Source organism: Micromonospora sp. NPDC047620, from assembly GCF_043205005.1.
In the GTDB taxonomy this organism is placed as follows: Bacteria; Actinomycetota; Actinomycetes; order Mycobacteriales; family Micromonosporaceae; genus Micromonospora.
Genome location: NZ_JBIDDG010000001.1, coordinates 23340 through 45989, shown reverse-complemented (window position 1 = coordinate 45989; position 22650 = coordinate 23340). Strand labels below are relative to the sequence as shown.

Sequence of the window (22650 nt, the reverse complement as noted above, 5' to 3'; positions counted from 1 at the left end):
GGGCTGCTGTGCAGTTGCCCACGGCGCAATGTTACCTGCCAGTAGCATCGACCTCCGGCGACCTCAGGGTGACACAGCTCACGGCAGGCCGTCGGGCGGGTAATCTGGCAAATCGGGAGGTGTCCCGAAATGTCAGAATCTTCCAGCGCCACGCCGCACGACCCGCCGCGGCGCCCCTGTCGCCCGGCGCGCCCCGAGGCGTACCGCTGTGCCTGCGGCCGGGTCCGCGACCGGTGCGTACGCGCCACCGTCCGGGCACTCTGGTCGCCGGGCCGGCGCACCGCGCCGGCGGACCGGCTCACGCCGACTGAGCCAGCGCGCCCCTGATCCGCTCGATGACCGCCGCCTCGGCCGGAGCCACCCCCCGGTGCGCCCCGGCCACCCGCTCGGCGGCGGACAGCACCACCTCGCGGTAGATCGCCACGTCCTGCGGCGACTTCTCGCGCAGGATCTCGACGGAGCGGCCCAGCGCCGGCAGCACCACCGCCTCGATCTCCAGCGCCGAGTCCCGGGGCAGCTTCGGCAGCGGCCCGGTGGTCAGCGCCTCCTTCACGATCCCGCTCGTGTCGGCCATCGCGGCGGAGGCGGCGAAGCTCTCCCGGAACAGGGCGAGCATCCCCGGGTCGGCGTTGGCCACCAGGAACACCGCCCCGAACGCGCCCGTCTTGAGAGTCAGCCGCTCCTCGGCCGTCAACCGCTGGTCCATGATCACGGAGTGTAGACGTACGGAGTGGTCGTCGTGACCGGGACGAGGCCGAGCCGCTGGAGGATCGGCCGGCTCTCGTCGGAGGCGTCCACCTGGAGCAGCGTCCGGTCGCGCTGGGCGGCGAGCCGGGCCCGGTAGGTGACCAGCGCCCGGTAGATGCCCCGGCGGCGCCACGGGGCGAGGGTCGAGCCGCCCCACAGGGTGGCGAACCCGGTTCCGGGCACGTAGCGCACCCAGCCCGCGCTCACCACCTCGTCGCCCGCCTCGGCCACCACCACCGTGATCGACTGCGGGTCCGCCGCGATCTCCTTCTCCAGCCCGGTGGCCAGGTGACTGCGGTCGGCGTTCCAGACCGCCTCCTCCATCGCCACGATCCGGTCCAGGTCCGCGCGGGCGGTCACCTCGCGCAGGCGTACGCCCTCGGGGACGACCGGGAGCGCGGCCGCGAGCGGCGCGACCGGGCCGATCACGACGGTCTCCGGCTCCTCCGGCACGAACCCGGCGGCACGCAACCGCTCCGGCAGGTCCGCCGGCTCGTCGTGGCCGTGCCACTTCCACTCCACCGACTCGCCGCGCGACCGGAAGAACTCCACCTGCCGGGCGATCAGCCCGTCCAGCGCAGCGCCGGTCAGCCCGTCGAGGTCGCGGTAGGTGAGGAAACCGCCGTGGTCGAGGCCGACGATGCGGACCAACGGGCCGTCCCGGTCCACGGTCACCCCCGCCGGCAACGGGTCGGGCACCGACGCCCGCAACTGGTGGTCGTACGCGTTCCGCAGCGTCGTCGCGTCAAGATCCGTCACTGCTCCAGGCTACGACCGGACGGAAGCGGATAATCGGCACGTGTGGCAGGCGATCAGGCGATGGTTCGACCCGCGCGAACTGCGCTCGGTCGGCAGCACCCCCGACTACCGGTTCTCGCTGGCCAACGAGCGGACCTTCCTGGCCTGGCTGCGTACGGGGCTGGCGCTGGTCGCGGGTGGGCTCGCCGCCGCCCAGTTCCTGCCGCCGCTGCCGCTGGCGCACCTGCGTGAGGTGATCGCCGTCGCGCTGCTGCTGCTCGGCGGAACGGTGGCGGTCCGGGCGGTCGACCACTGGGCGCGTACGGAGCGGGCGATCCGGCTCGGCGAGGAGCTGCCGGCCTCCCGCTTCCCGGCGGTGCTCGCCCTCGCCGTCGGCCTCGGCGCGCTGCTGCTGGTGGCGGCGGTGCTGGTCCGGGCGGTCGGCGGCCGGTGAGCGCCGGCGCGCAGCGAACGCCGCCGGGCCGGCCGGCGCGCGACCCCGGGCTGCAACCCGAGCGGACCCGGCTGGCCTGGCGGCGCACGGCGCTGGCGCTCACGGTGATCATGGTGCTGACCGTGCGGCTGGCGCTCACCGGCCCGCCCGCCGGCGGGGCGCTCGGCGCGCTCGTCGCCGGGCTGGCCGTGCTCGGCTGGGGCGCGGCGCTGGCGGTCTGCTGGCGGCGGGCGACCGGCGTCGGCCCGGCCGCCCGCTACGGGCGGGCGCTGCCCCTGGTCGCCCTGGCCACCGCCGGCTACGCGCTGCTCGGCGCGCTCCTGGCGGCGCGCGGGCTGGGTTGACGGGACCTGGTGCGCCATCATTGACACATGGCCCGGCTGTACGTCCTCCTCTTCGTGGTGCAGATCGTCCTCGCGGTCTGCGCGCTGATCAGCTGCCTCTCCGCCGAGGAGGGCGAGATCAAAGCCCTGCCCCGGATCGCCTGGGTGCTGATCATCCTGTTCTTCCCGCTGCTCGGCTCCCTCGCCTGGTTCGCCGCCGGGCGCGAACGCACCCCGGGCCGGCCCGGCGGCGCGCCGTCGACGGGCCGGATCCTGCCGGCCCGCGAGCGGCCCCGCCCGGTCGCCCCGGACGACGACCCCGAGTTCCTCCGCTCGCTCGGCGAGCGCTCCCGGCGGGAGGACCAGGAGCTGTTCACCCGCTGGGAGGAGGACCTGCGCCGACGCGAGGACGACCTGCGCCGACGCGAGGGCGAGCCGCCACGCGAAGAGGACCGGCCCGAGGTCTAGCCGGCGGCCGGCCGAGGTGTAGCCGGCGGCCGGCCCGAGGTGTAGCCGGCGGCCGCCCGAGGTGTAGCCGGCGGCCGGCCCGAGGTGTAGCCGGCGGCCGGCCCGCGGGTCACACCCGGCGCTTGAGCCCGCGCACGGCGAGCGGGGCGAAGATCGCCGCGAGGACGGCCGCCCAGAACAGCGACTGCACCACCGGCACGGCCACCGGCCCGCCGACCAGCAGGCCGCGCAGCGCGTCGGCCAGGATGGTGACCGGGTTGACCTCGACCCAGGACTGGAGCCAGCCGGGCATGGTCTCGGTCGGCACGAACGCGTTACTGGTGAAGGTCAGCGGGAAGATCACCATGAAGCCGAAGATCTGCACCTTCTCCGGCTCGTTGACGAGCACGCCGACCAGCACCGAGATCCACGACGCGGCCAGCGAGAACGCGAGCAGCAGGGCGAACGCCCCGAGCAGGCCGGGCAGGCCGTTGCCCAGGCGGAAGCCGAGGATCACGCCGACGCCGACGAGCAGCGACACCGACCACGCCTGCTTGACCGTGTCGGCGAGGATCCGCCCGGCCAGCGGCGCCCAGCGGGCGATGGGCAGCGAGCGGAGCCGGTCGAAGACGCCCTTGGTGAGGTCGTTGTTCAGCCCGAACCCGGTGGTCATGGTGGCGAAGAACGCGTTCTGCACGATGATGCCCGGCAGCGCGAAGGTCAGGTAGTCCCCGGGCGAGCCGGAGATCGCCCCGCCGAACACGTACGTGAAGAGCAGCACGAACATCACCGGCTGGATGCTCAGGTCGAGCAGCTCCATCGGGTTGTGCTTGATCTGCACCAGGCTGCGCCAGGCCAGGGTGAAGGTGTGCCGCAGCCCGGCGGCGGGGCCGAGCCGGCGCCCCGGCGCGACCGGTGCGGTCAGGGTGGCGGCGGTCATGCCAGGGTCCTCTCCAGGTCGGCCCCGGAAGGGGCGTCGGCGTCGGCGCGGTGCCCGGTCAGCTGGAGGAACACCTCGTCCAGGCTGGAGCCGCGCAGGGCCAGCTCGGCGACCGCGATGCCGGCGGCGTCGAGGCGGCCCACCACGGCGGGCAGCACGGCCGGGTCGTTCACCGGCACGGTGACGGTGCTCTGGGCCACCTCCGGGGCGGCGTGGACCACCTCGCCGGCGATGGCCACCACGGTCGGCAGGTCGGCGGCGTCCGCGGGCCGGACGGCGAGCACCTGGCCGCCGGTCCTGGCCTTTAGCTCCTCCGGCGTGCCCTGTGCGATCACCCGGCCGTGGTCGACGACGGCGATCTCACCGGCGAGCTGGTCGGCCTCCTCCAGGTACTGCGTGGTGAGCAGCACCGTCACCCCGTCGGAGACGAGGCCGCGCACGATGTCCCACAGCTCGTTGCGGCTGCGCGGGTCGAGGCCGGTGGTCGGCTCGTCGAGGAAGAGCACCTGCGGCCGGCCGACCAGGCTGGCGGCGAGGTCGAGCCGGCGGCGCATGCCGCCGGAGTAGGTCTTGGCCGGCCGGTCGGCGGCGTCGCTGAGGTGGAAGTCGGCGAGCAACTGCCGGGCGCGGGCCCTGGCGTCGGCCCGGGAGGAGCCGAGCAGCCGGCCGATGAGCAGCAGGTTCTCCGCCCCGGTGAGCGTCTCGTCGACCGAGGCGTACTGGCCGGTCAGGCCGATCAGCTGGCGCACCCGGTGGGCGTCGCGCACCACGTCGAAGCCGCCGACCGTGGCACGCCCCTCGTCGGCGCGCAGCAGGGTGGCGAGCACCCGGACCGTGGTGGTCTTGCCGGCCCCGTTGGGACCGAGCAGGCCGAAGACCGTGCCGGTGGGGACGGCCAGGTCAACTCCGGCGAGGGCGGTGGTGTCGCCGAACCGGCGCACCAGCCCCTCCGCGCGGATCGCGTGATCCATCGCAACTCCTGTCGTTTCCGCTGGTCGAACCGCCATGACCGGCGTCCCTGACACTCCGCCGGTCCGGGCCTGACGTTACGGCGACAGGCGCTGCCGTGCCCCTGATTTAGCTGGTGGTGAAACGCAGCCGCCACCGTCGCCGGGGCGCGGCGACGGCGGCGGGCGGTGGTTCAGGCCAGGTTCGACGAGCGGGGGTACGCGTCGGCCGGGTCGGTGAGCACGTTCACCAGGTACGGCACGCCGGCGTCGAAGGCGCGCTGTAGGGCCGGCCCGAGGTCGGCGGCCTTCGCCACCGTCTCGCCCGCGCCGCCGAGGGCGCTCACCACCTGGTCGTAGCGCAGCTCCGGCTGGAGATCGGCGGCGACGTCGTAGCCGTACATGGCGCGCATGGGGTGCTTCTCCAGGCCCCAGATGCCGTTGTTGCCGACCACGATCACCACGGGCAGCTTCTGCCGGGCGAGGGACTCCACGTCCATCAGCGAGAAGCCGGCCGCGCCGTCGCCCATCAGCACACAGACCTGCCGGTCGGGGTGGCTGACCCGGGCCCCCATCGCGTAGCCCATGCCGGTGCCGAGGCAGCCGTACGGGCCCGGGTCGAGCCAGGTGCCGGGCTGGGCGGGCTCCAGGTAGCGGCCGGCGTACGAGACGAAGTCGCCGCCGTCGCCGATCGTGATGGCGTCGCGGGCCAGGGCCCGGCGCAGCTCGCCGTAGACCCGGGCGGGCCGGATCGGGTCGGTCTCGGCGGCCATCTCCTCGGCGTCGCGGGCCTTCGCGGCGTCCTCGGCGGTACGCAGCCCGGCGATCCAGTCGGCGTGGTCGGCCCGGTCGCCGGGGTGGTCGGCGAAGGCGGTGAGGACCAGCCGGAGGTCGCCGGCGGGGGCGGCGGCCGGCTGGACGTGCCCGGCCCGCTGGCTGGGCGCGTCGACGACGTGCACCACCTTCGCGTCGCCGAAGTCGCCGAAGCTGAGCCGGAAGTCCAGCGGGGTACCGATCACCACGACCACGTCGGCGCCCTTGAGCGCCACCCGGCGGGCCTTGGCGAAGGCGAGCGGGTGCTCGGGCGGCAGCGCGCCCCGGCCCATCCCGTTGGTGAAGACCGGCACCTGGAGCGCCTCGGCGGCGGCCCGCAGGGCGTCGACCGCGTCCCCTGCGTAGACGTCGGAGCCGGCGATGATCACCGGGCGGCTCGCGGCGGCGATCAGGGTGGCCGCCTTCGCCACCTCGTCCGGGTCGGGCTCGACGGGCGCGATGCCCGGCAGGGCGGGGAGTTCGGCGTCGGCGACCGAGAAGACCGCCTCCAGGGGGAGGTCGAGGAAGACCGGGCCCCGGTGCGGGGTGAGCGCGGTGGTCAGCGCCGCGGTCACCGCGCGCGGGATGTCGTCGGGGCTGAACACCGTCTCGGCGTGCTTGGTGACCGGGGCGACCAGCGGCAGGTGGTCCATCTCCTGGAGGCTGCCCGAGCCCCAGCGGAACTGCGGGGCCCGACCACCGAGCACCAGCACCGGCGAGGCGTTGAAGTAGGCGCTGGTCAGCCCGGAGATGCCGTTGGTGACGCCGGGGCCGGCGGTGAGCACGGCGAGGCCGGGGCGGCGCTGGAGCTTCGCCACCGCCTCGGCGGCGAAGACCGCCGACTGCTCGTGCCGGACGTCGTAGAGGGGGAAGCCGGTCTTGTGTGCGGCGTCGTAGAGCGGGAAGACGTGCCCGCCGGAGAGGGTGAACATCTCCCGCACCCCGAACGCGCGCAGCGCCGCGAGCGCGAACTCCCCGCCGTGACCTTCGATCCGCTCCGTCATCGCCGCTGTCCCTTCGTCCGCATGACCGGAGTCACACGCTACTCACCGGTAGGCGGAATGTGAACCGTCCTCGGCTCGGCGCATGAGGCGTCCACGTCGGCGGTGGACGCCGCACGGTCGGCGAGCCACTGGGCCGGCGGGCGCACCGCCGGCCCACGCCGGTCAGCGGCCGGTGAAGTCCGGCTTGCGCTTAGCCACGAACGCCGCCATGCCCTCGCGCCGGTCGTCGGTGGCGAAGAGCGCCGCGAAGAGCTGGCTCTCCCACGCCAGGCCGGAGTTGAGGTCCATGTCCAGGCCGCCGTCCACCGCGAGCTTCGCGGCGCGCAGGGCCTGCACCGGGCCGGTGAGGTACGGGCGCACCAGCTCGACCGCGGCGTCGTAGACCTCGGCGGCCGGGGCCACCCGGTCGGCCAGCCCGATCCGCAGCGCCTCCTGGGCGTCCACCATCCGGCCGGACATGATCAGGTCCTTGGCGCGGGCCGGGCCGACCAGGCGGGCCAGCCGCTGGGTGCCGCCCGCGCCGGGGATGATGCCGAGCTTGATCTCCGGCTGGCCGAGCTTCGCGTCCTCGGCGACGACCCGCCAGTCGCACGCCAGCGCCAGCTCGCAGCCGCCGCCCAGGGCGTAACCGGTGATCGCGGCGACGACCGGCTTCGGGATCCGGGCGATCGCGCCGAGCGCGCTGGACAGGTCGGCCGCCCGCTCCGCCATGTCCACGTAGGACATGTCGGCCATCTCCTTGATGTCCGCGCCGGCGGCGAAGACCTTCTCCCCGCCGTACACGATGACGGCGCGGACAGCCGGGTCCGCGGTGGCCGCCGCGGCCGCGGCGCGCAACTCCTCCTGCACCTGGGTGTTCAGCGCGTTCATCGGCGGCCGCTCCAGCCGGATGGTGCCGATGCCGTCCTTGGTCTCCAGCCGCACGAACTCGCCCACGCTGGCCCTCACTTCCTCGTCGAAGTCGCGAGCCAACCTTACGGCGCGGGCCGTCGGGGAAAGTAGTGTGGTGTCAGGCCCGCCACCGGGAGTACCGCCATGATCACTTATTACGACGACAGGTCGGTCCAGATCACGTCCACCGCCGTCCGCGTGGACGGCCGCACGTTCCGGCTGGCCGACATCAGCATGGTCTGGCACCGGCGCGGCAGCCGGTCCTGGCGGGTGCTCGCCGGCCGGGGCGCGATCGGCGCGGCGCTGGCCGGCCCCCTGGTGGCCGCCGCGCTCGGCATCGCGCTGGCGCTCAAGCTGGACCGCTCCCTCACCGTCACCGTCGCCATCGTCGGGGCCTCGGTGCTCGTGGGGCTCGCGGTCGGGCCGGTCGCCGACTTCCTCTTCGAGCACCTGGACCGCTCCTACGCGCGGGGCAGCCGGCAACTGGAGATCTGGGCCCGCTGGCGCGGCCAGCCGGTGCGGCTGCTGTGCACCGGCGACGCCCTGCGCTTCGGGCAGATCTACCGGGCCGTGCAGCGGGCGGTGGAGGCCGGCCAGCCGGTGACGCCCCGCCGTCGCTAGAAGGTCTGGCCACGAGACCACGACGCGGTCGCCGGCGACAAAGAGTGCGTGGGTCCGCTGGTCGAGCACGGTCCATCTCGGCCGGCCGCAGACGCGGCGCAGCGGTTAGGCTTAGTGATGACCCTCTATTACCGGGACGACGCGGTGCAGGTGACCTCGGAGTCGATCCGGGCCGGAGGCCACGCCGTCGCGATCGCCGACGTGACGTACGTCTGGCACGCGCAGGGGCCGAAGACGCTGGCGGTACGCGGCCGGGTGCTGGGCCGCGGCGTCCTGGTCCTGCTCCTCTCGCTGCCTCCGCTGGTCGCGGTGGTCTGCGTACTCGCGCTGGCCTGGTCGGCGCAGGACCGGGGCGAGTGGCAGCTGGCACTGGTCATCCTCGCCGCGTGCGTGGTCGGCGCGCTGGCCCTGGCCCCGTTCCTGGAGATCCCGCTCGGCTGGCTCGACCGCTCCTACGAGCGGGGCAGCAAGGTGCACGAACTCTGGGTGCAGCACCACGGCCGCGAGGTGCTGCTGCTGCGCACGCCGGACGCGCTGCGGTTCGGGCAGATCTACCGGGCGGTCCAGCGCGCGGTCGAGCAGCACACGGAGCCCTGACCCGAGTGCTGCCCGGAGGCTTGCCCTGAGGCGCTGCCCGGGGCCGCGTCGCTCGCGCCCGGCGGTTCGGGCGCGGGCGACGCACACTTGGTGCCATGGTGATCCCGTTCCCCCGGCCCGCCGCGGTCGTCGGCCTGACCCGCTCCGCCATCGACCAGGCCCTCGGCTCGGCGGCCTCGTTCGCCGCCGTGCCGGCCCGCGCATTCGCCGTGCTGGACTCCGTAGAGGCGCTGTTGACCCGGATCAACGGGGTGGTCGACCGGATCGACGACATGGTGGAGCGGGTCGACGCCACGGTGGACCGGGTCGACGGCATGGTGAACCGGGTCGACGGCATGGTGGACCGGGTCGAGCAGGCCCTCGACCGGACCGACCAGGTGCTCGCCGACGCCGACGCCGCGGTGCGGGAGGTGCCCGTGATCAGCGCCGCCGCGACCGCCGCCATCGGGACGGCGACCGAGGTGGCCGCCGCCGCGTCCATGGTGGTCGGGCAGGCCGAGTCGGTGGCCGGTCGGGCGGCCGGCGCCGTGGGCACCGCGGCGGAGGCGGCGGCCACCGCCGCCGAGCTGCTGACGGCGTACGAGCCGGCGTTGCGCCGGGCGGCGCCCATGGCGAACCGCTTCGTCGAGCAGCTCAGCCACGAGGAGGTGACCGCCGCGATCCGGCTCGTCGACGAGCTTCCCAAGCTCAAGCAGCACCTGACGGCGGACATCCTGCCGATCCTGGCCACCCTGGACCGGGTCGGCCCGGACCTGCACGACCTGCTCGACGTCACCCGCGACCTGAGGCTCGCCGTCGCCGGCATCCCGGGGCTGGGCATGCTCCGCCGCCGGGGCGAGAAGCTCAGCGACGACGCGGAGGCGTGAGCGGCGGTGAGCGGCCCGGTCTAGCGCGGCGCGGTCACGGCCCCGTTCACCGGGACCTGGTCGGCGCCGATCCGCCGGATGCGGTCGGTGCCCCACTCGCCCAGCGGCGCCAGGGCGGCGTTGAGGGAGATCCCGTCCTCGGTCAGGGAATACTCGACCTTCGGCGGCACCTCGCGGTACACCTCACGGTGCACGAGCCCGTCCTCCTCCATCTCGCGCAGGTGCTGGATCAGCATCTTCTCGCTGACGCCGGGCAGGCCGCGCCGGAGCTCGGCGAACCGGCGGGTCCCGTGGTGGTGCAACTCCCAGAGGATCAGCGACTTCCACTTGCCGCTGACGACGTCCATCGCGGCATCGATGCCGCAGATGTAGGGACCGCGTCGCGCCCTCGTTGCCATGCCACCCTCCCCGCCGCACTTACCAAGAGGTAAGTACCTGACTAATTAGTCGGTACTGGCGCACTCTACCGGCTGCGGAGAGGATCCCCTCGTACCATGACTCGCGAAGGGGAGCCCCGAACATGACAACGAACGACGGCGTCCAGGTGAGTGTTCTCGGGCTGGGCGCGATGGGCAGCGCTCTGGCCGCCGCACTGCTCAGGGCCGGGCACGAGACGACGGTGTGGAACCGCTCGCCGGGCAGGGCGGACGACCTCGTCGCGCAGGGCGCGCGGGCCGCCGCCAAGGCGGGCGACGCCGTCCGGGCCAGCCGACTGGTGATCGTCTGCCTGTTGGACCACGCGTCGGTCCACGAGGTGCTCGACCCGCTCGCCGGCGACCTGGCCGGCCGGACCCTGGTCAACGTGACCACGACGTCACCGGACCAGTCCCGCGAGCTGGCCGCCTGGGCGGCCGACGCGGGGATCGCGTACCTCGACGGCGGCATCATGGCCGTACCGTCCATGATCGGGCAGCCCGGATCGTCGATCCTCTACAGCGGGTCGGCGGACGCCTTCCACCAGTACCAGCCGCTGCTCGACGTGTGGGGCGACAGCACCTGGTTCGGCGAGGACCCCGGGCTGGCGTCCCTTTACGACCTCGCCCTGCTCGCGGGCATGTACGTCATGTTCGCCGGGTTCATGCACGGCGCCGCCATGGTCGCGCCGGCCGGCGTGACGGCGGCGAAGTTCGCCACCATGGCCGCGCCCTGGCTGACCGCCATGACCGGTGCCTTCCACGAGTTCGCCGCGGTCATCGACGGCGGGGACTACACCGTCGACGGACAGCAGAGCCTGGAGTTCTCCGACCTCGGCGACATCCTGGCGGCCAGCGCCGAGCAGGGCATCAGCACGGAGGTCGTCGCCACGGTCCAGCGACTCCTGCACCGTCAGATCGAGGCGGGCCACGGCAAGGAGGGCTTCGCCCGCATCATCGAGAGCATCAGGCACCCCGCATAGCAGGAAACGGCCGTTGCTATTTCCAGCGGAAGCGCACGAAGAGGCGGCCGACGTTTCGGGCCGGGTCAGGCCGGGGTGTAAAGCTCCTCGATCTCGGCCCGGCTGGGCAGGGCCGAGGAGGCGCCGAGCCGGCGGGCGCAGGCCGCCCCGGCCGCCGCCGCCCAACGCACCGCGTCGACGAGGTCCCGGCCCTCGCCCCAGGCGACCGCGAGGGCGGCGGTGAAGGCGTCCCCGGTCGCCGTGGAGTCCACCACGTCGACCTTGACCGCCGGCACGTGCACCGCCGCACCGTCCCGGTCGCCATACCAGGCGCCCTGCGCGCCGAGCGTGAGCACCGCCCGGGGCACCAGGTCGAGCAGGGCCGACGGGTCGTCCCTACCGCGCCCGGTCAGCGCCTGCGCCTCGGTCTCGTTGACCACCAGCAGATCCGTCGCCGCGAGCAGCTCCGGGGGCACCGGCACGGCCGGCGCGGCGTTGAGCACCACCCGGCTGCCAGCCGCCCGGGCAACGACCGCCGCCTGGGTCACCGTGCCGACCGGGATCTCCAGCTGGGCGAGCAGCACGTGCGCGGTGCGTACGGCCGCCAGCTCGGGCTCGGTGAGGTGGGCCATCGAGGCGTTCGCGCCCGGGGTGACGAGGATGGCGTTCTCGCCCTCGGCGTTGACCATCACCAGCGCCACCCCCGACGTGCCGTACGTCGTGCGGAGCTGGTCGGTGTCGACGCCGGCGGCGGCGATCCGGGCCCGCAGGGTGACGCCGAACGCGTCGGAGCCGATCGCCCCGAGGAAGGCGCAGGAGGCGCCGGCGCGGGCCGCGGCGATGGCCTGGTTGGCGCCCTTGCCGCCGGGCACCATGACGAAGCCGGTGCCGAGCAGGGTCTCCCCCGGCCGGGGCAGGGCGGGGGCGGTGCCCACCAGGTCCATGTTGGCGCTGCCCACCACGACGACCCTGGTCTGCCGCACGCCGACCTCCATCTGGCGCCTCAGGCGGCGCGGGCGGTGTACCGGTCGCCGGAGCGCTCGACCACCAGCGGCAGCCCGAAGGTCTTGGAGAGGTTGCCCCCGGTGAGGGTGTCACCGAGCAGCCCCTGGGCCACCGCCTGGCCCTCGCGCAGCAGGAGCGCGTGGGTGAAGCCGGGCGGGATCTCCTCCACGTGGTGGGTGACCAGCACCAGCGCCGGGGCGTCCGGGTCGTACGCCAGCTCGGCCAGCCGGGCCACCAGGTCCTCCCGCCCGCCCAGGTCGAGCCCGGCCGCGGGCTCGTCGAGCAGCAGCAGCTCCGGGTCCGTCATCAGCGCGCGGGCGATCTGCACCCGCTTGCGCTCCCCCTCGGACAGCGTGCCGTAGGCGCGGTCGGCGAGGCCGCCGATGCCGAGCTGGCTCAGCAGCGCGCGGGCGCGGGCCTCGTCGCCGCTGTCGTAGCTCTCCCGCCAGCGCCCCAGCACCGACCAGGCGGCCGTCACGACCACGTCGCTGACCCGCTCGTCGGCGGGCACCCGCTCGGCGAGCGCGGCGGTGGAGAGCCCGATGCGCGTGCGCAGCTCGTTGACGTCGGTGCGGCCGATGCGCTCGCCGAGCACGTGGGCGGTGCCGGTGGTCGGGTGCAGCCGCCCGGCGGCGAGGTTGAGCAGTGTCGTCTTCCCGGCGCCGTTCGGGCCGAGCACCACCCAGCGCTCGTCCAGCTCGACCCGCCAGTCCAGGTCGTGCAGCAGCGCCGTGCCGGAGCGGCGTACGCCGACGCCGTCGAGGCTGACCACCAGATCCGCGTCCACGGGCGCGGGCGCGGCTGCGGCGCCGCCGGCGCCGGGGATCAGGTCACCAGTCACCCGACCATCCAACCACGCAGCGCCGCGGCGCCCCCCACGGGCGGCGCCCCGGTCGTAGGGTGAGGCGCCGTGTCGTTGGTCACCACACTCGAAGGACGGTCCATGCCCGGTCGGAACACGGAGCCGCGCCGGTGAGCGCGGTCATCGAGATCGAGGGTCTGCGCAAGACCTTCCGCAGCCTGCGGCAGGGGCGCCGGGTGGCGGTCGACGGTTTCGACCTGCTGGTGGAGTCCGGCCAGATCCACGGCTTCCTCGGCCCCAACGGGTCGGGCAAGACCACCACGCTGCGCGCCCTGCTCGGGCTGGTACGCGCCGACGCCGGCCGGATGACGGTGCTGGGGCGGACCTCGCCGGAGCAGCTGCCCCAGGTGGCCGGGCGGGTCGGGGCGATCGTGGAGAGCCCGCAGTTCTTCGGCAACTTCACCGGGCACCGCACCCTGCGCCTGCTCGCCCGGGCCGGCGGCGTGCCGGTCGCCCGGGTCGACGAGGTGCTGGAGCAGGTGGGCCTGCGGGACCGGGGCGACGAGCGGGTCAAGGGCTACTCGCTGGGCATGAAGCAGCGCCTGGCGGTGGCCTCGGCCCTGCTCAAGGACCCGGAGCTGCTGATCCTCGACGAGCCGGCGAACGGGCTGGACCCGGCCGGCATCCGGGAGATGCGGGACCTGATGCGCTCGCTGGCCGAGGCCGGCGTGACCGTGCTGGTCTCCAGCCACATCCTGGCCGAGATCCAGCTGATCTGCGACCACGTGACGATCATCTCGCGGGGCCGGCGGGTGGCCGCCGGGCGGGTCGACGAGGTGCTGGCCGGCTTCGACCGGCACGAGCTGCTGGTGCGGGTGGACGACCCGGAGCGGGCCGCCGAGCTGCTGACGGCGGCGGGGCTGGCGGTGACCGGGCACGACGACCACCTGGTGGTGGGCGACGTGGACGACGCCACCACGGTCAGCCGCACGCTGGGCGAGGCGGGCCTGTGGGTGCGCGAGCTGACCCCGCTGCGGCCCGACCTGGAAAGCGTCTTCCTCGAGCTGACCGGCACGGCGGCGCACCCGACGGTCCCCCGTCAGGTGGACGACTCGGTGCTGCCCGACCAGGGGCTCCGGGAACCGGTGATCGACCTCGACGCGAGCGGAGTGGACGCGTGAACCTGGTCCGTGCCGAGCTGGAGCGCCTGGGTGCCCGGCGCTTCGTGCAGCTCATGGTCGTCCTGCTGGTGCTCGCGTTCGGCGTCACCGCGGCGACCACCCTCGCCGGTTCCCACCGGCCCACCGCCGAGGAGATCCTCGACGCCGAGCAGCAGGCCGCCGCGGCGCGCAGCGAGCTGGAACGCACCCACCAGCTCTGCCTGGACCGGCACCGCGGCGTCATCCGGGTGGACGAGGTGCACGAGTACATCCCGGACGACTGCAGCGAGGTCGACCCGGCCCAGATGGAGCGGGCCCCGGTGGCAGCCGACTTCCTGACGGGGGTGTTCACCTTCGCCGAGGAGGCCCAGCCGCTGCTCTACTTCCTCGTCGCCTTCCTGGTGCTCTTCGGCTTCCTGGTCGGCGCCTCCTACATCGGCGCCGACCTGAACTCCGGCGGGGTGGTCAACCTGCTGCTCTGGCGGCCCCGGCGGCTGACGGTGCTCGGCGCCAAGCTGGGCACGCTGCTCGGCGCGACGGCGCTGCTGTCGCTGGTCGCCTCGGCGGCGTACCTCGGGGCGTTCTGGCTGATCGCCCAGCTCGCCGGCCGGCCCGGGCGGCTCGACGGCGAGTTCTGGGGGTCGCTGGGCGCGACGTGGGGGCGCGGCATGGTGCTGGTGCTGCTGCTCACCGCGACGGGGTTCGCCATCGCCACCCTGGGCCGGCACACGTCGGCGGCGCTCGGCGCGCTCGCCGGCTACCTGGTGGTGTGGGAGCTGGGGGCCCGGCTGGTGATGGAGATCCTGGACGTGGTCAAGGTGGACCGGTACATGCTCTCCAGCTACGTGGCCGCCTGGTTGAACGGCAAGGTCGAGTTCTGGGACATGCGGGCCTGCCCGGACGGGATCATCCAGTCGTGCAACGGCTACTACCCGCTGACCTGGCAGCCGTCGTTGGTCCTGCTGCTCGGGCTGACGGGGGCGCTGACCACGGCGGCCTTCGCCGTGTTCCGCCGACGCGACCTGATGTGACCTGCGGCGTCATCCGGCCCCGGTGCGGCAAGACCTTGCAGCACCGGGACCGATGATGAAATATTCCTTCACATGACGCGCGGCCGGCCCCGACTCCGTTGGCGACGGCGGTCAGCCGATCGTCGAGCCAAAGACCTCGTCGCGGACCGCGTCCAGCGCCGTGCGCAGCGCGCCGCGCAGGATCGGCTCCTCGGTCAGGCCGGTGGGCACCACCCGGGGCCGGACCAGGGTGATCGCCGCGACCTCGTGCTGCACCCGCTCCGCCAGCGCCGCCCCGCCGGCCTGGCCGACCTCACCGGCGAGCACCACCAGCGGCGGGTCCAGCACCACGCAGGTGCTCGCCACGCCGAGCGCCAGCCGGCGGGCCACCTCGTCGAGCATCGGGCCGCCGGCCGTGCCGTCGGCGACTGCGGCCCGCACGGCGGAGGCGCCGCTGTCGTCCGGGTAGCCGTGCGCCCGGGCCAGCTCGCGGACCGCCTCCGCGCCGATCAGCTGCTGGAACGCGGGCTTCGCCCGGCGGGAGACGTCGCGCGGGATGGGCGCCCCGGGCACCGGCAGGTAACCGATCTCGCCCGCGGCGCCGCTGCTGCCGTGGTGCAGCCGGCCGCCCAGCACGATCGCCAGGCCGACGCCCGCGCCGACCCAGACCAGGACGAAGTCCGTCAGCCCCCGCGCGGCGCCCGACTGCGCCTCGGCGACCGCCGCCAGGTTGACGTCGTTCTCGAAGACCACCGGGGTGTGCAGGTCCTCCCGGAGCGCGGCGAGCAGACCGCTGTGCCAGCGTGGCAGGTTGAAGGCGAAGGTGATGTCGCCGGTGCCCGGGTCGACCAGGCCGGGGGTGCCCAGCACGATCCGCCGTACGCTCGACAGCTGCGCCCCGGCGCTGCTCGCGGCCTGGACCACCGCGTTGTGCACGACCCCGACCGGGTCGTCGGTGTCCCGGGTCGACTGCTCGACGCGGCCGATCACGGCGCCGGTGATGTCCGCGCAGGCGGCGACCACCCGGTCGGCGCCGACGTCCACGCCGACCACGTGCGCGCTGCCCGGCCGCACGGCGTAGAGCTGGGCGTTCGGTCCCCGCCCGCCGGCCTGCTCGCCGACCCGGGTGACCAGCCCCCGCTCCTCCAGCCGCTCGACCAGCTGGGAGGCGGTGACCTTGGACAACCCGGTCAGCTCGCCGAGCCGGGCCCGGGTCAGCGGCCCCTGCTCCAGCAGCAGCTCCAGCGCGGCGCGGTCGTTGAGCGCCCGCAACAGGCGGGGGGTGCCGGGCAAGCGGGTCGAACTCATGCCACGTCCTCTAGTTTTGTTAAACCTTGCTAACTGTAAACGGACCTGCAAACGGGTAGCCGTAGCGTATCGGCCGCCCGGGACCGGGGCGCTCGGCCGACCCGGTACGTCGCCGACCGCCACCGGTACGACATCCGTGCCCTCGGGCACCGAAAGGGGAAGATCACGTGGGGCTCGATCCAGGACTGCGCCGGCTCGCGCTCGGCACGCTGCTCGCCGCGTACCCGGGGCCGGTCCCGCCGGACTGGGCGGTCGACCTGGTGGCCGAGGGGCTCGCCGGGCACACCCTGTTCGGCACCAACGTCCACAACCCGGGGCAGCTGGCGGCGAGCACCGCCGCCCTGCGCGCGGGCCGGCCGGACGTGCTGATCGCGATCGACGAGGAGGGCGGTGACGTCACCCGGCTGGCGCACGCCACCGGCAGCCCCTACCCGGGCAACGCCGCGCTCGGCGCGATCGACGACGTGGCGCTGACCCGCCGGGTCTACGAGGCCATCGGCGCGGAGCTGGCGGGCCTCGGCATCACCGTCGACCTCGCGCCGACCGTGGACGTCAACACCGCCGACGAGAACCCGGTCATCGGCACCCGCTCGTTCGGCGCCGACCCGGTGCGGGTCGCCGCGCACTCCGCCGCGGCGGTCGCCGGCCTCCAGGCCGCCGGGGTGGCCGCCTGCGCCAAGCACTTCCCGGGGCACGGCGCGACGGTCGCCGACTCCCACTACGAACTGCCCACCGTGGACGTGCCGCTCGACGTGCTCCGCGAGCGCGACCTGCCGCCCTTCGCCGCGGTCGTGGCGGCCGGCGCGCAGGCCGTGATGACCGCGCACATCCGGGTGCCGGCGCTGACCGGCGACGCCCCCGCCACGTTCAGCCGGGCGGTCCTGGTCGACCTGCTGCGCGGCGAGTACGGCTTCACCGGCACCGTCATCACCGACGCGCTGGAGATGAAGGGTGCCGCCGTGGCCGCCGGCGGGGTGGGCCCCGCCGCCGTACGGGCCCTCGCCGCGGGCGCCGACCTGCTCTGCATCGGCGCCAAGGTCGACGCCGAGTTGGTCGAGCGGGTGGTCACGGAGATCGTCGGCGCGCTCGCCGACGGCCGGCTGGACCGGGCCCGGGTCGAGGAGGCGGCCGGCCGCGTCGCGACGCTCGCCGCGTGGACCCGGGCCACCGGCGCGACCTCGGCCGCGCCCACCGAACTCGGGTACGCCGCGGCACGGCGGGCCGTCCGGGTGGAGGGGGCGCTGTCCGGCCTGGACCGCCCGCTGGTCGTGCAGTTGCACGCCGCCTCGACCATCGCCGAGGGACGGGTGCCGTGGGGCCTCGGCCCGCACCTCGACGGCGTGGAGGAGCTGCGCGTGGTCGCCGCCGAGACCGAGCCGGCGGCCCTGCGCCGGCTCGCCGGGGACCGGCCGATCGTGCTGGTCGGTCGCCACCTGCACCGCCTGCCGGGCGGCCCCGAGCTGATCGCCGCGCTGGCCGCCGCGCACCCGGTGACCGTGGTGGAGATGGGCTGGCCGGCCCAGTGGCGGCCGGCGGGCGTACGGGCGTTCGTCACCACGTACGGCGCGAGCCACGCCAACGGCCGGGCGGCGGCCGAGGTGCTCGGCCTGGCCGGCTGACGCGGGCGGCGGCACCCCGGGCCCGGGCCGGCGGTTTGACGGCGCGGGCTCGGGGTGTGCCGTCGGAAGGACCGACCCCCGGCACCGCGCCACCCACTCTTGAACGCGTTCAAAGACTGTCCTACGCTCATGGCAACGAACTTGAACACGTTCAAGAAGGGCGTCGGCGATGGACACCAAGGTCTGGATGTACCTGGTCTACCTGGCGGTCAGCATCGGCCTGACCGTGTGGGTGGCCCGGGCGCTCTCCCGCAACGGGCTGGTCTTCCTCGAGGAGGTGTTCGCCGACGAGCGGCTGGCCAGGGCGGTGAACAGCCTGCTCGTGGTCGGTTTCTACCTGCTCAACCTCGGCTACGTCACGGTGGCGATGAAGCACCCCGATCCGGTCGGTTCCACCGCCCAGGCCATGGAGGAGCTCTCCCTCAAGATCGGCCTGGTGCTGCTGGTGCTGGGCGCGCTGCACTTCTTCAACGTCTTCGCGCTCGGCCGGTACCGCCGGGGCCGGCTGCGCCAGCTCGCCACCCATCCGCCGCTCGCCCCGGTCGGCCGGCTGCCGATGCAACCCGCGCCCCGCGGCCCCCACCCGGCCGCCGCAGCCGGCCCGCACCCGGTCGGTTCGCACCCCGGCAACCCTCACCACGGCAACCCTCACCACGGCAACCCGCAGCCTGTCGGCCCACGCCAGCCCGTCGGCACGCAGCAGCCTGTAGGCACGCAGCAGCCCGTCGGCACGCAGCAGCCCGCCGGCCCGACCGGCCCCGGGCCGGAGGCCGGCCCCGGCACGCCGCCGGCCCGATGACCGTTCCGCCCGGCGACGGAACGGGCGGGATTCCGGACGCCACCGCGCACGGGGGCGGTGGCGTCCGGCGGTTCACCGTCCTCTACGACGCGCACTGCCCGCTCTGCCGCGCCGCCCGCCGCTGGCTGGCGTCCCGCGCCCAGCTCGTACCCCTGGAGTTCGCGCCGGCCGGCTCCGCCGAGGCCCGGCGGCGCTTCCCCGACCTGGACCCCGACGCGACGCTGCGCGACCTCACCGTGGTCGCGGACACCGGCGAGGTGTACGCGGGCGACGGCGCCTGGTTCGCCTGCCTGTGGGCGCTGGAAGACCACCGGGGCACCGCCGAGCGGCTGGCGCGCCCGCACCTGCTGCCGCTGGCCCGCCGGATCGTCGCCGCTGCCTCGTCGGTACGCGAGCGCGTCCGCGACCCGTGGGCGGAGCCGGTCGACGACCCGGCGGGATACGGTGATCCCGATGACCGAGCAGACTGCGCCGACGACCGCTGCGGGTGAGCCGGCCACCGCCCGGGGCGAGCAGACGCGGCAGCTCATCCTGGACACGGCGATGCGGCTGTTCCAGGAGCGGGGGTACGCCCGGACCACCATGCGCGCCATCGCTCAGGAGGCCGGGGTGGCGGTGGGCAACGCCTACTACTACTTCGGCTCCAAGGACCACCTGATCCAGGAGTTCTACGCCCGCGCCCAGCTCCAGCACCGGGCGGCGGCGCAGCCGGTGCTCGACCGGGAGTCCGACTTCGCCGCCCGGCTCGCCGGGGTGCTGCACGCCGGCATCGACGTACTCACCCCCTCGCACGACTTCGCGGCGAGCTTCTTCAAGACGGCGGCGGAGCCGACGTCCCCGCTCAGCCCGTTCTCCGCCGAGTCGTCCGCGCCCAGGCAGGCGGCCGTCGACCTCTTCGCCGAGGTCCTCGACGGCTCGACCGCGAAGGTGGACGCCGAGCTGCGCCCCCACCTGCCCGAGCTGCTGTGGCTCGCGTACATGGGGGTGGTCCTCTACTGGGTCCACGACCGGTCCCCGCAGCAGGCCAAGACCCGGCAGCTCATCGACGGCGCGGTGCCGCTGGTCGACCGGCTGGTGGGGCTGTCCCGGTTGCGGGTGCTGCGCCCGGTCACCCGGCAGGTGCTCGACCTCATTCGCACGCTGCGTCACTGACCCGCCGCGCCGCCTCGACACGCTCCGCCCCAGGTCAAGTCCGCTTCTGGACAGTTCCAACCGTCCGCCGGCATCTTGCCGAACAGTCCATCAATACGTAGCGTAATCGACACACGGCGACCGGCCCCGCAACGCCCGTCGCGGGCACGGGGACCTGGGGGAGGCTGCGGGCCGTGGATCCGGCCCGGGATCCACGGTCCGCGCCCCGCCCTCACCCTCAGTGCGGGTACACCCCGAACGACCGCCAGCCCCGGTCGGGGAAGCCGGCCGCCTCGGCGACCCGCGCGGAGGCCGCGTTGGCGCGGTCGTGCAGGTAGGTCGGGACGGCCCCGTCGTCGAGCACCCGGCGGGCCGCCTGCGCGACCAGCCGCCGGGCCAGCCCCCGCCCCCGCGCCGCCGGGACCGTCCCCACCGCCAGCTCGTGGCCGTACACGTCGTGCCGCTTCACCCCCACCCCGGACAGGTACCGGCCACGCTCGTCGCGCACCACCAGCACGGGCCGGTCGAAGAGCCGGAGCCAGGACGGCAGCCCCGGCGAGGCCGGGGACACCCACTCCCCCACGTCGGGCAGCGGGGCCGGGGCCACGCTCCACCGGAACACGTCGTCGTGGACCGCCCAGCCGGGCTGGCCGACCGTCGCGGGCAACTCGGGCAGGAACCGCCCGGCCCGCCGGCGGGCCAGCTCGCGGACCGCGTCCACCCGGTCCGGCGGCACGGAGAGCACGGTGCTCGCCCCGGCCGCGATCGCGATCGCCGGCCGCAGCCGACCGTCCCAGGCCGGCCGGGCCCGCCGGCGCGACCCGACCACGTGCAGCGCCGGGCCCGCCGGCCACTGGCCCAGCCAGGTCGCCAGGTGCAGGTGGAGCCGCCGGTCGAGCATCGAGTCACCTCCCCGCGGCCGACCCACGGCAGCCGCCCGCGCGGACGCCACCGGGGTCGCTCGCCGTGCTCCGCCGGAGCGCGGTCCGCGCCCCGGCCCGTCCGCCGATCACCGTACGCCGGATGGTTGCCGCCCGGCGCACCGTTCCGATCGACGGGCCCGCCGGCCTCATTGCCGGGCTTCGCGCCTCAACCGCACCGACGTCGGTTCAAGCGCACGGCGGGCGGGTACAGGTGCAGGACGTCGTCGATGGACGCCGCCCCGAGATCCGGCGCGGTCGCGGGAACCCAGGACATCGATCGAGCGTCATATTCATTTCCATACATGTACAACTTTCTTTGGGACGGTAATGGTCATGCCGAATCAGCCGAATGACCGGTACCAGCAGAAGACCGAGCGGCTCTGGCGCGCGCCCGGGACCGCCGGACGGTTCCCCGCGCAGCCGCCGTACCGGGGCGACCGCGGCGCCACCCGGACAGAGGCGCTCCCCTGGGGAGAGCTGAACAAGCTGCCGGCCGGCACATCCACCCGCCGCAACCTCAACCCGCGTTGACCCGGACCGCCCCGCCGGGCACGACGACACACCCGGGGCGGTCCAGCGGCGGCTTTCGCACACCTGTCGGGTAATTTCTTGTGGTCCGCAACCCCGACCCACGACAGGAGAAGCACCGCGCATGGGCAAGAAGACGATCCACGTCTCCGACTTCACCGGCACGGTCATCCAGCCCCACGACGAGGTGGTCCGCGTCGTCGTCCTGGAACACCCTGACCTGGTGGCCGGGCCCGTGCAACTGGACGCCACCCCGGCCGAGGTGGAGAGCATCGACGACGCCGCGCTCGACGTCGCGGTGGTCGAGATCCACGACCGGCACGGCGGCGACGAGCCCCGGCGGGTGGTACTGACGGCGAGCGAGTTCGACGCCATGGCCACCGACGTCCCGATGGCGCAGCTGCTGCGGACCGCCGAGCGGGTCCGCCCGCCGAAGGCCCGCAAGAGCGCCGAGAAGGTCGACTACGGCACGATCGAGCACGCCGGCAAGCCGCACCGGGGCCGGGTCACCGAGGAGGAGGCCCGGCTGGTGCGCGAGCAGCTCGACGAGGTCAACAAGCGCCTCGCCGACGCCGGGATCCGCCAGGTCGACCCCGCCGACCCGGAGCACGCCGCCCGGTACGGCTTCCCCACCGCCTCCTGAGTCACCGCGGCGGCAACCGGCGTCCGGCCCCGGACCCGGCACGTCGCCGCCGAGGCACCCCGGACGCTCGTCGCGGTGGCACCCGACCGCCGCGACGAGCGTCGACCTCCCGTCAGCCCTGGGCGCCCTTCGCGGCGGCCTCGACCGCCGCGACGAGCGTCGACTCGGCGGTGGCCTTGTCGACGCCGAGGTCGGCGAGCACCCCGCTGCCGTTCTCCAGCTCCAGCAGGGCGAGCAGGATGTGCTCGGTGCCGATGTAGTTGTGGCCCAGCCGCAGCGCCTCGCGGAAGGTCAGCTCCAGCGCCTTCTTGGCCTGCGCGTCGTACGGAATCAGGTCGGGGACCTCGGCCGACGACGGCGGCAGCGCGGCCGTCGCGACCTCGCGCACCCGCTCCAGCGGTACGCCCTGCGCGACGATCGCCTTCGCGGCGAGGGCGTCCGGCTCGCTGAGCAGCCCCAGCAGCACGTGCTCGGGGCGGATCTCGGCGTGCCCGCTCGCGCGCGCCTCGTTCTGCGAGGCCATCACGGTGTTGCGGGCGCGCGGGGTGAACCGGCTGAAGCCCTGTTGCGGGTCCAGCGTCGCCTCGGTGGCCTTGGGCACGAAGCGCTTCTGCGCCGCCTGCTTGCTGACGCCCATGCTCCGGCCGATGTCGGTCCACGAGGCGCCGGAACGCCGGGCCTGGTCCACGAAGTGGCCGATCAGGTGGTCGGCGATCTCGCCGAGGTGGTCGGCGACGATGACCGCGCCGGCGAGCTGGTCGAGGGCGTCGGTGTGCGCCTTCTTGATCGCCTGGATGAGGTCGTCTAGCCGGACCGGGTTGCTCATCTGCGTGTGTTCGGTCATGCGTCAACGATAGGTTGACGCATGCTTGTCGTCAACCCCGGGTTGACGATGCCTCTGGCGACGGCTGACGTGGCCGCGGCGGACGGGCTGCGGCGATCCGCCGCCGCCCCGGCAC

General features: G+C 74.4%; 27 protein-coding genes. 15 read left to right on the top strand and 12 right to left on the bottom strand.

The window, feature by feature from the left end:
- Positions 1-298: 298 nt before the first annotated feature.
- The gene (locus tag ACGF5C_RS00185) at positions 299-706 is read right to left on the bottom strand and encodes a hypothetical protein (RefSeq protein ID WP_393295142.1); all 408 of its coding nucleotides are present in this window, start codon (positions 704-706) and stop codon (positions 299-301) included.
- Positions 707-708: 2 nt separating this feature from the next.
- A complete protein-coding gene (locus ACGF5C_RS00180) occupies positions 709-1506 on the bottom strand; it encodes a GNAT family N-acetyltransferase (RefSeq protein WP_393295139.1) in 798 nt (265 codons plus the stop codon).
- A gap of 40 nt (positions 1507-1546) precedes the next feature.
- Between ACGF5C_RS00180 and ACGF5C_RS00175 the strand changes: the two genes are divergently transcribed.
- Genes ACGF5C_RS00175 through ACGF5C_RS00165 form a run of 3 tightly spaced genes read left to right on the top strand, consistent with a single transcriptional unit; the run spans position 1547 to position 2730 of the window.
- Complete coding sequence (locus ACGF5C_RS00175; protein WP_393295136.1) at positions 1547-1939, top strand: YidH family protein; 393 nt, start codon at positions 1547-1549, stop codon at positions 1937-1939.
- Entirely contained in the window at positions 1936-2283 is a 348-nt protein-coding gene (locus tag ACGF5C_RS00170; protein WP_393295133.1) for a DUF202 domain-containing protein, read from the top strand. Before ACGF5C_RS00175 ends, ACGF5C_RS00170 begins: the two co-directional genes overlap by 4 nt.
- A 27-nt stretch (positions 2284-2310) precedes the next feature.
- Positions 2311-2730, top strand: coding sequence for a PLD nuclease N-terminal domain-containing protein (locus ACGF5C_RS00165; RefSeq protein WP_357453652.1), 420 nt, complete (start codon positions 2311-2313; stop codon positions 2728-2730).
- Positions 2731-2839: 109 nt separating this feature from the next.
- Here the strand turns inward: ACGF5C_RS00165 and ACGF5C_RS00160 are convergent, their stop codons facing one another.
- The 4 genes from ACGF5C_RS00160 to ACGF5C_RS00145 all read right to left on the bottom strand — a co-directional run bounded on the left by ACGF5C_RS00160 (position 2840) and on the right by ACGF5C_RS00145 (position 7349).
- The gene (locus tag ACGF5C_RS00160; RefSeq protein WP_393295131.1) at positions 2840-3649 is read right to left on the bottom strand and encodes an ABC transporter permease; all 810 of its coding nucleotides are present in this window, start codon (positions 3647-3649) and stop codon (positions 2840-2842) included.
- Positions 3646-4620: an ATP-binding cassette domain-containing protein gene (locus ACGF5C_RS00155; RefSeq protein WP_393295128.1), complete on the bottom strand. Its 975-nt coding sequence runs from the start codon at positions 4618-4620 to the stop codon at positions 3646-3648. Before ACGF5C_RS00155 ends, ACGF5C_RS00160 begins: the two co-directional genes overlap by 4 nt.
- A gap of 170 nt (positions 4621-4790) precedes the next feature.
- A complete protein-coding gene (locus ACGF5C_RS00150) occupies positions 4791-6413 on the bottom strand; it encodes an acetolactate synthase (RefSeq protein WP_393295125.1) in 1623 nt (540 codons plus the stop codon).
- 162 nt (positions 6414-6575) lie between these two features.
- Complete coding sequence (locus ACGF5C_RS00145; protein ID WP_393295122.1) at positions 6576-7349, bottom strand: enoyl-CoA hydratase-related protein; 774 nt, start codon at positions 7347-7349, stop codon at positions 6576-6578.
- A gap of 99 nt (positions 7350-7448) precedes the next feature.
- On the opposite strand from ACGF5C_RS00145, the gene ACGF5C_RS00140 reads away from it, so the two are divergent.
- The 3 genes from ACGF5C_RS00140 to ACGF5C_RS00130 all read left to right on the top strand — a co-directional run bounded on the left by ACGF5C_RS00140 (position 7449) and on the right by ACGF5C_RS00130 (position 9388).
- Positions 7449-7925, top strand: coding sequence for a DUF6232 family protein (locus tag ACGF5C_RS00140; RefSeq protein ID WP_393295119.1), 477 nt, complete (start codon positions 7449-7451; stop codon positions 7923-7925).
- A 117-nt stretch (positions 7926-8042) separates the two neighbouring features.
- Positions 8043-8522, top strand: a complete 480-nt coding sequence (locus ACGF5C_RS00135; RefSeq protein WP_393295116.1) for a DUF6232 family protein — start codon at positions 8043-8045, stop codon at positions 8520-8522.
- A gap of 95 nt (positions 8523-8617) precedes the next feature.
- Positions 8618-9388, top strand: a complete 771-nt coding sequence (locus ACGF5C_RS00130) for a hypothetical protein (protein ID WP_393295113.1) — start codon at positions 8618-8620, stop codon at positions 9386-9388.
- Positions 9389-9408: 20 nt separating this feature from the next.
- On the opposite strand, the gene ACGF5C_RS00125 is transcribed toward ACGF5C_RS00130, so the two are convergent.
- Entirely contained in the window at positions 9409-9786 is a 378-nt protein-coding gene (locus ACGF5C_RS00125; RefSeq protein WP_393295110.1) for a winged helix-turn-helix transcriptional regulator, read from the bottom strand.
- Positions 9787-9908: 122 nt separating this feature from the next.
- Between ACGF5C_RS00125 and ACGF5C_RS00120 the strand changes: the two genes are divergently transcribed.
- Positions 9909-10784 (top strand): NAD(P)-dependent oxidoreductase, encoded by an 876-nt coding sequence (locus ACGF5C_RS00120; protein WP_393295107.1) that lies wholly within the window; start codon positions 9909-9911, stop codon positions 10782-10784.
- 65 nt (positions 10785-10849) lie between these two features.
- On the opposite strand, the gene ACGF5C_RS00115 is transcribed toward ACGF5C_RS00120, so the two are convergent.
- Positions 10850-11746, bottom strand: a complete 897-nt coding sequence (locus ACGF5C_RS00115) for a ribokinase (protein WP_393295104.1) — start codon at positions 11744-11746, stop codon at positions 10850-10852.
- Between the two features lie 20 nt (positions 11747-11766).
- A complete protein-coding gene (locus tag ACGF5C_RS00110) occupies positions 11767-12609 on the bottom strand; it encodes an ABC transporter ATP-binding protein (protein WP_393295101.1) in 843 nt (280 codons plus the stop codon).
- 131 nt (positions 12610-12740) lie between these two features.
- Between ACGF5C_RS00110 and ACGF5C_RS00105 the strand changes: the two genes are divergently transcribed.
- Both ACGF5C_RS00105 and ACGF5C_RS00100 read left to right on the top strand, forming a co-directional pair.
- Positions 12741-13751 (top strand): ABC transporter ATP-binding protein, encoded by a 1011-nt coding sequence (locus ACGF5C_RS00105; protein WP_393295098.1) that lies wholly within the window; start codon positions 12741-12743, stop codon positions 13749-13751.
- Positions 13748-14761, top strand: coding sequence for an ABC transporter permease subunit (locus tag ACGF5C_RS00100; RefSeq protein WP_393295095.1), 1014 nt, complete (start codon positions 13748-13750; stop codon positions 14759-14761). Before ACGF5C_RS00105 ends, ACGF5C_RS00100 begins: the two co-directional genes overlap by 4 nt.
- A 111-nt stretch (positions 14762-14872) precedes the next feature.
- Here ACGF5C_RS00100 and ACGF5C_RS00095 read toward each other — a convergent pair whose 3' ends face one another.
- The gene (locus tag ACGF5C_RS00095) at positions 14873-16048 is read right to left on the bottom strand and encodes an ROK family transcriptional regulator (protein ID WP_357453700.1); all 1176 of its coding nucleotides are present in this window, start codon (positions 16046-16048) and stop codon (positions 14873-14875) included.
- Positions 16049-16215: 167 nt separating this feature from the next.
- On the opposite strand from ACGF5C_RS00095, the gene ACGF5C_RS00090 reads away from it, so the two are divergent.
- The 4 genes from ACGF5C_RS00090 to ACGF5C_RS00075 all read left to right on the top strand — a co-directional run bounded on the left by ACGF5C_RS00090 (position 16216) and on the right by ACGF5C_RS00075 (position 19618).
- Complete coding sequence (locus tag ACGF5C_RS00090; RefSeq protein WP_393295092.1) at positions 16216-17667, top strand: glycoside hydrolase family 3 N-terminal domain-containing protein; 1452 nt, start codon at positions 16216-16218, stop codon at positions 17665-17667.
- Between the two features lie 169 nt (positions 17668-17836).
- Positions 17837-18466: a hypothetical protein gene (locus ACGF5C_RS00085; protein WP_393295089.1), complete on the top strand. Its 630-nt coding sequence runs from the start codon at positions 17837-17839 to the stop codon at positions 18464-18466.
- Positions 18463-18957 carry a thiol-disulfide oxidoreductase DCC family protein gene (locus ACGF5C_RS00080; RefSeq protein ID WP_393295086.1) on the top strand — a complete coding sequence of 165 codons (495 nt, stop codon included), beginning with the start codon at positions 18463-18465 and terminating at the stop codon, positions 18955-18957. The genes ACGF5C_RS00085 and ACGF5C_RS00080 overlap by 4 nt, the downstream gene beginning before the upstream one ends.
- Complete coding sequence (locus tag ACGF5C_RS00075; protein WP_357697199.1) at positions 18920-19618, top strand: TetR family transcriptional regulator; 699 nt, start codon at positions 18920-18922, stop codon at positions 19616-19618. The genes ACGF5C_RS00080 and ACGF5C_RS00075 overlap by 38 nt, the downstream gene beginning before the upstream one ends.
- A 217-nt stretch (positions 19619-19835) precedes the next feature.
- On the opposite strand, the gene ACGF5C_RS00070 is transcribed toward ACGF5C_RS00075, so the two are convergent.
- Positions 19836-20498, bottom strand: coding sequence for a GNAT family N-acetyltransferase (locus tag ACGF5C_RS00070; protein ID WP_393295083.1), 663 nt, complete (start codon positions 20496-20498; stop codon positions 19836-19838).
- Positions 20499-20853: 355 nt separating this feature from the next.
- Between ACGF5C_RS00070 and ACGF5C_RS00065 the strand changes: the two genes are divergently transcribed.
- Together ACGF5C_RS00065 and ACGF5C_RS00060 are read left to right on the top strand one after the other, a co-directional pair.
- Complete coding sequence (locus tag ACGF5C_RS00065) at positions 20854-21051, top strand: DNA repair protein (protein ID WP_393295080.1); 198 nt, start codon at positions 20854-20856, stop codon at positions 21049-21051.
- Positions 21052-21172: 121 nt separating this feature from the next.
- Positions 21173-21691 (top strand): hypothetical protein, encoded by a 519-nt coding sequence (locus tag ACGF5C_RS00060; protein WP_357697205.1) that lies wholly within the window; start codon positions 21173-21175, stop codon positions 21689-21691.
- A gap of 112 nt (positions 21692-21803) precedes the next feature.
- On the opposite strand, the gene ACGF5C_RS00055 is transcribed toward ACGF5C_RS00060, so the two are convergent.
- Complete coding sequence (locus ACGF5C_RS00055; protein WP_393295077.1) at positions 21804-22535, bottom strand: Clp protease N-terminal domain-containing protein; 732 nt, start codon at positions 22533-22535, stop codon at positions 21804-21806.
- Positions 22536-22650 lie beyond the last annotated feature (115 nt).

Bases quoted from the DNA above. Each gene is read 5' to 3' on its own strand.
- ACGF5C_RS00070 (WP_393295083.1), bottom strand. From the start codon at position 20,498: ATGCTCGACCGGCGGCTCCACCTGCACCTGGCGACCTGGCTGGGCCAG.
- ACGF5C_RS00155 (WP_393295128.1), bottom strand. From the start codon at position 4,620: ATGGATCACGCGATCCGCGCGGAGGGGCTGGTGCGCCGGTTCGGCGAC.
- ACGF5C_RS00135 (WP_393295116.1), top strand. From the start codon at position 8,043: ATGACCCTCTATTACCGGGACGACGCGGTGCAGGTGACCTCGGAGTCG.
- ACGF5C_RS00120 (WP_393295107.1), top strand. From the start codon at position 9,909: ATGACAACGAACGACGGCGTCCAGGTGAGTGTTCTCGGGCTGGGCGCG.
- ACGF5C_RS00075 (WP_357697199.1), top strand. From the start codon at position 18,920: ATGACCGAGCAGACTGCGCCGACGACCGCTGCGGGTGAGCCGGCCACC.
- ACGF5C_RS00080 (WP_393295086.1), top strand. From the start codon at position 18,463: ATGACCGTTCCGCCCGGCGACGGAACGGGCGGGATTCCGGACGCCACC.
- ACGF5C_RS00095 (WP_357453700.1), bottom strand. From the start codon at position 16,048: ATGAGTTCGACCCGCTTGCCCGGCACCCCCCGCCTGTTGCGGGCGCTC.
- ACGF5C_RS00130 (WP_393295113.1), top strand. From the start codon at position 8,618: ATGGTGATCCCGTTCCCCCGGCCCGCCGCGGTCGTCGGCCTGACCCGC.
- ACGF5C_RS00065 (WP_393295080.1), top strand. From the start codon at position 20,854: ATGCCGAATCAGCCGAATGACCGGTACCAGCAGAAGACCGAGCGGCTC.
- ACGF5C_RS00165 (WP_357453652.1), top strand. From the start codon at position 2,311: ATGGCCCGGCTGTACGTCCTCCTCTTCGTGGTGCAGATCGTCCTCGCG.
- ACGF5C_RS00055 (WP_393295077.1), bottom strand. From the start codon at position 22,535: ATGACCGAACACACGCAGATGAGCAACCCGGTCCGGCTAGACGACCTC.
- ACGF5C_RS00060 (WP_357697205.1), top strand. From the start codon at position 21,173: ATGGGCAAGAAGACGATCCACGTCTCCGACTTCACCGGCACGGTCATC.
- ACGF5C_RS00125 (WP_393295110.1), bottom strand. From the start codon at position 9,786: ATGGCAACGAGGGCGCGACGCGGTCCCTACATCTGCGGCATCGATGCC.
- ACGF5C_RS00140 (WP_393295119.1), top strand. From the start codon at position 7,449: ATGATCACTTATTACGACGACAGGTCGGTCCAGATCACGTCCACCGCC.
- ACGF5C_RS00150 (WP_393295125.1), bottom strand. From the start codon at position 6,413: ATGACGGAGCGGATCGAAGGTCACGGCGGGGAGTTCGCGCTCGCGGCG.
- ACGF5C_RS00185 (WP_393295142.1), bottom strand. From the start codon at position 706: ATGGACCAGCGGTTGACGGCCGAGGAGCGGCTGACTCTCAAGACGGGC.
- ACGF5C_RS00160 (WP_393295131.1), bottom strand. From the start codon at position 3,649: ATGACCGCCGCCACCCTGACCGCACCGGTCGCGCCGGGGCGCCGGCTC.
- ACGF5C_RS00085 (WP_393295089.1), top strand. From the start codon at position 17,837: ATGGACACCAAGGTCTGGATGTACCTGGTCTACCTGGCGGTCAGCATC.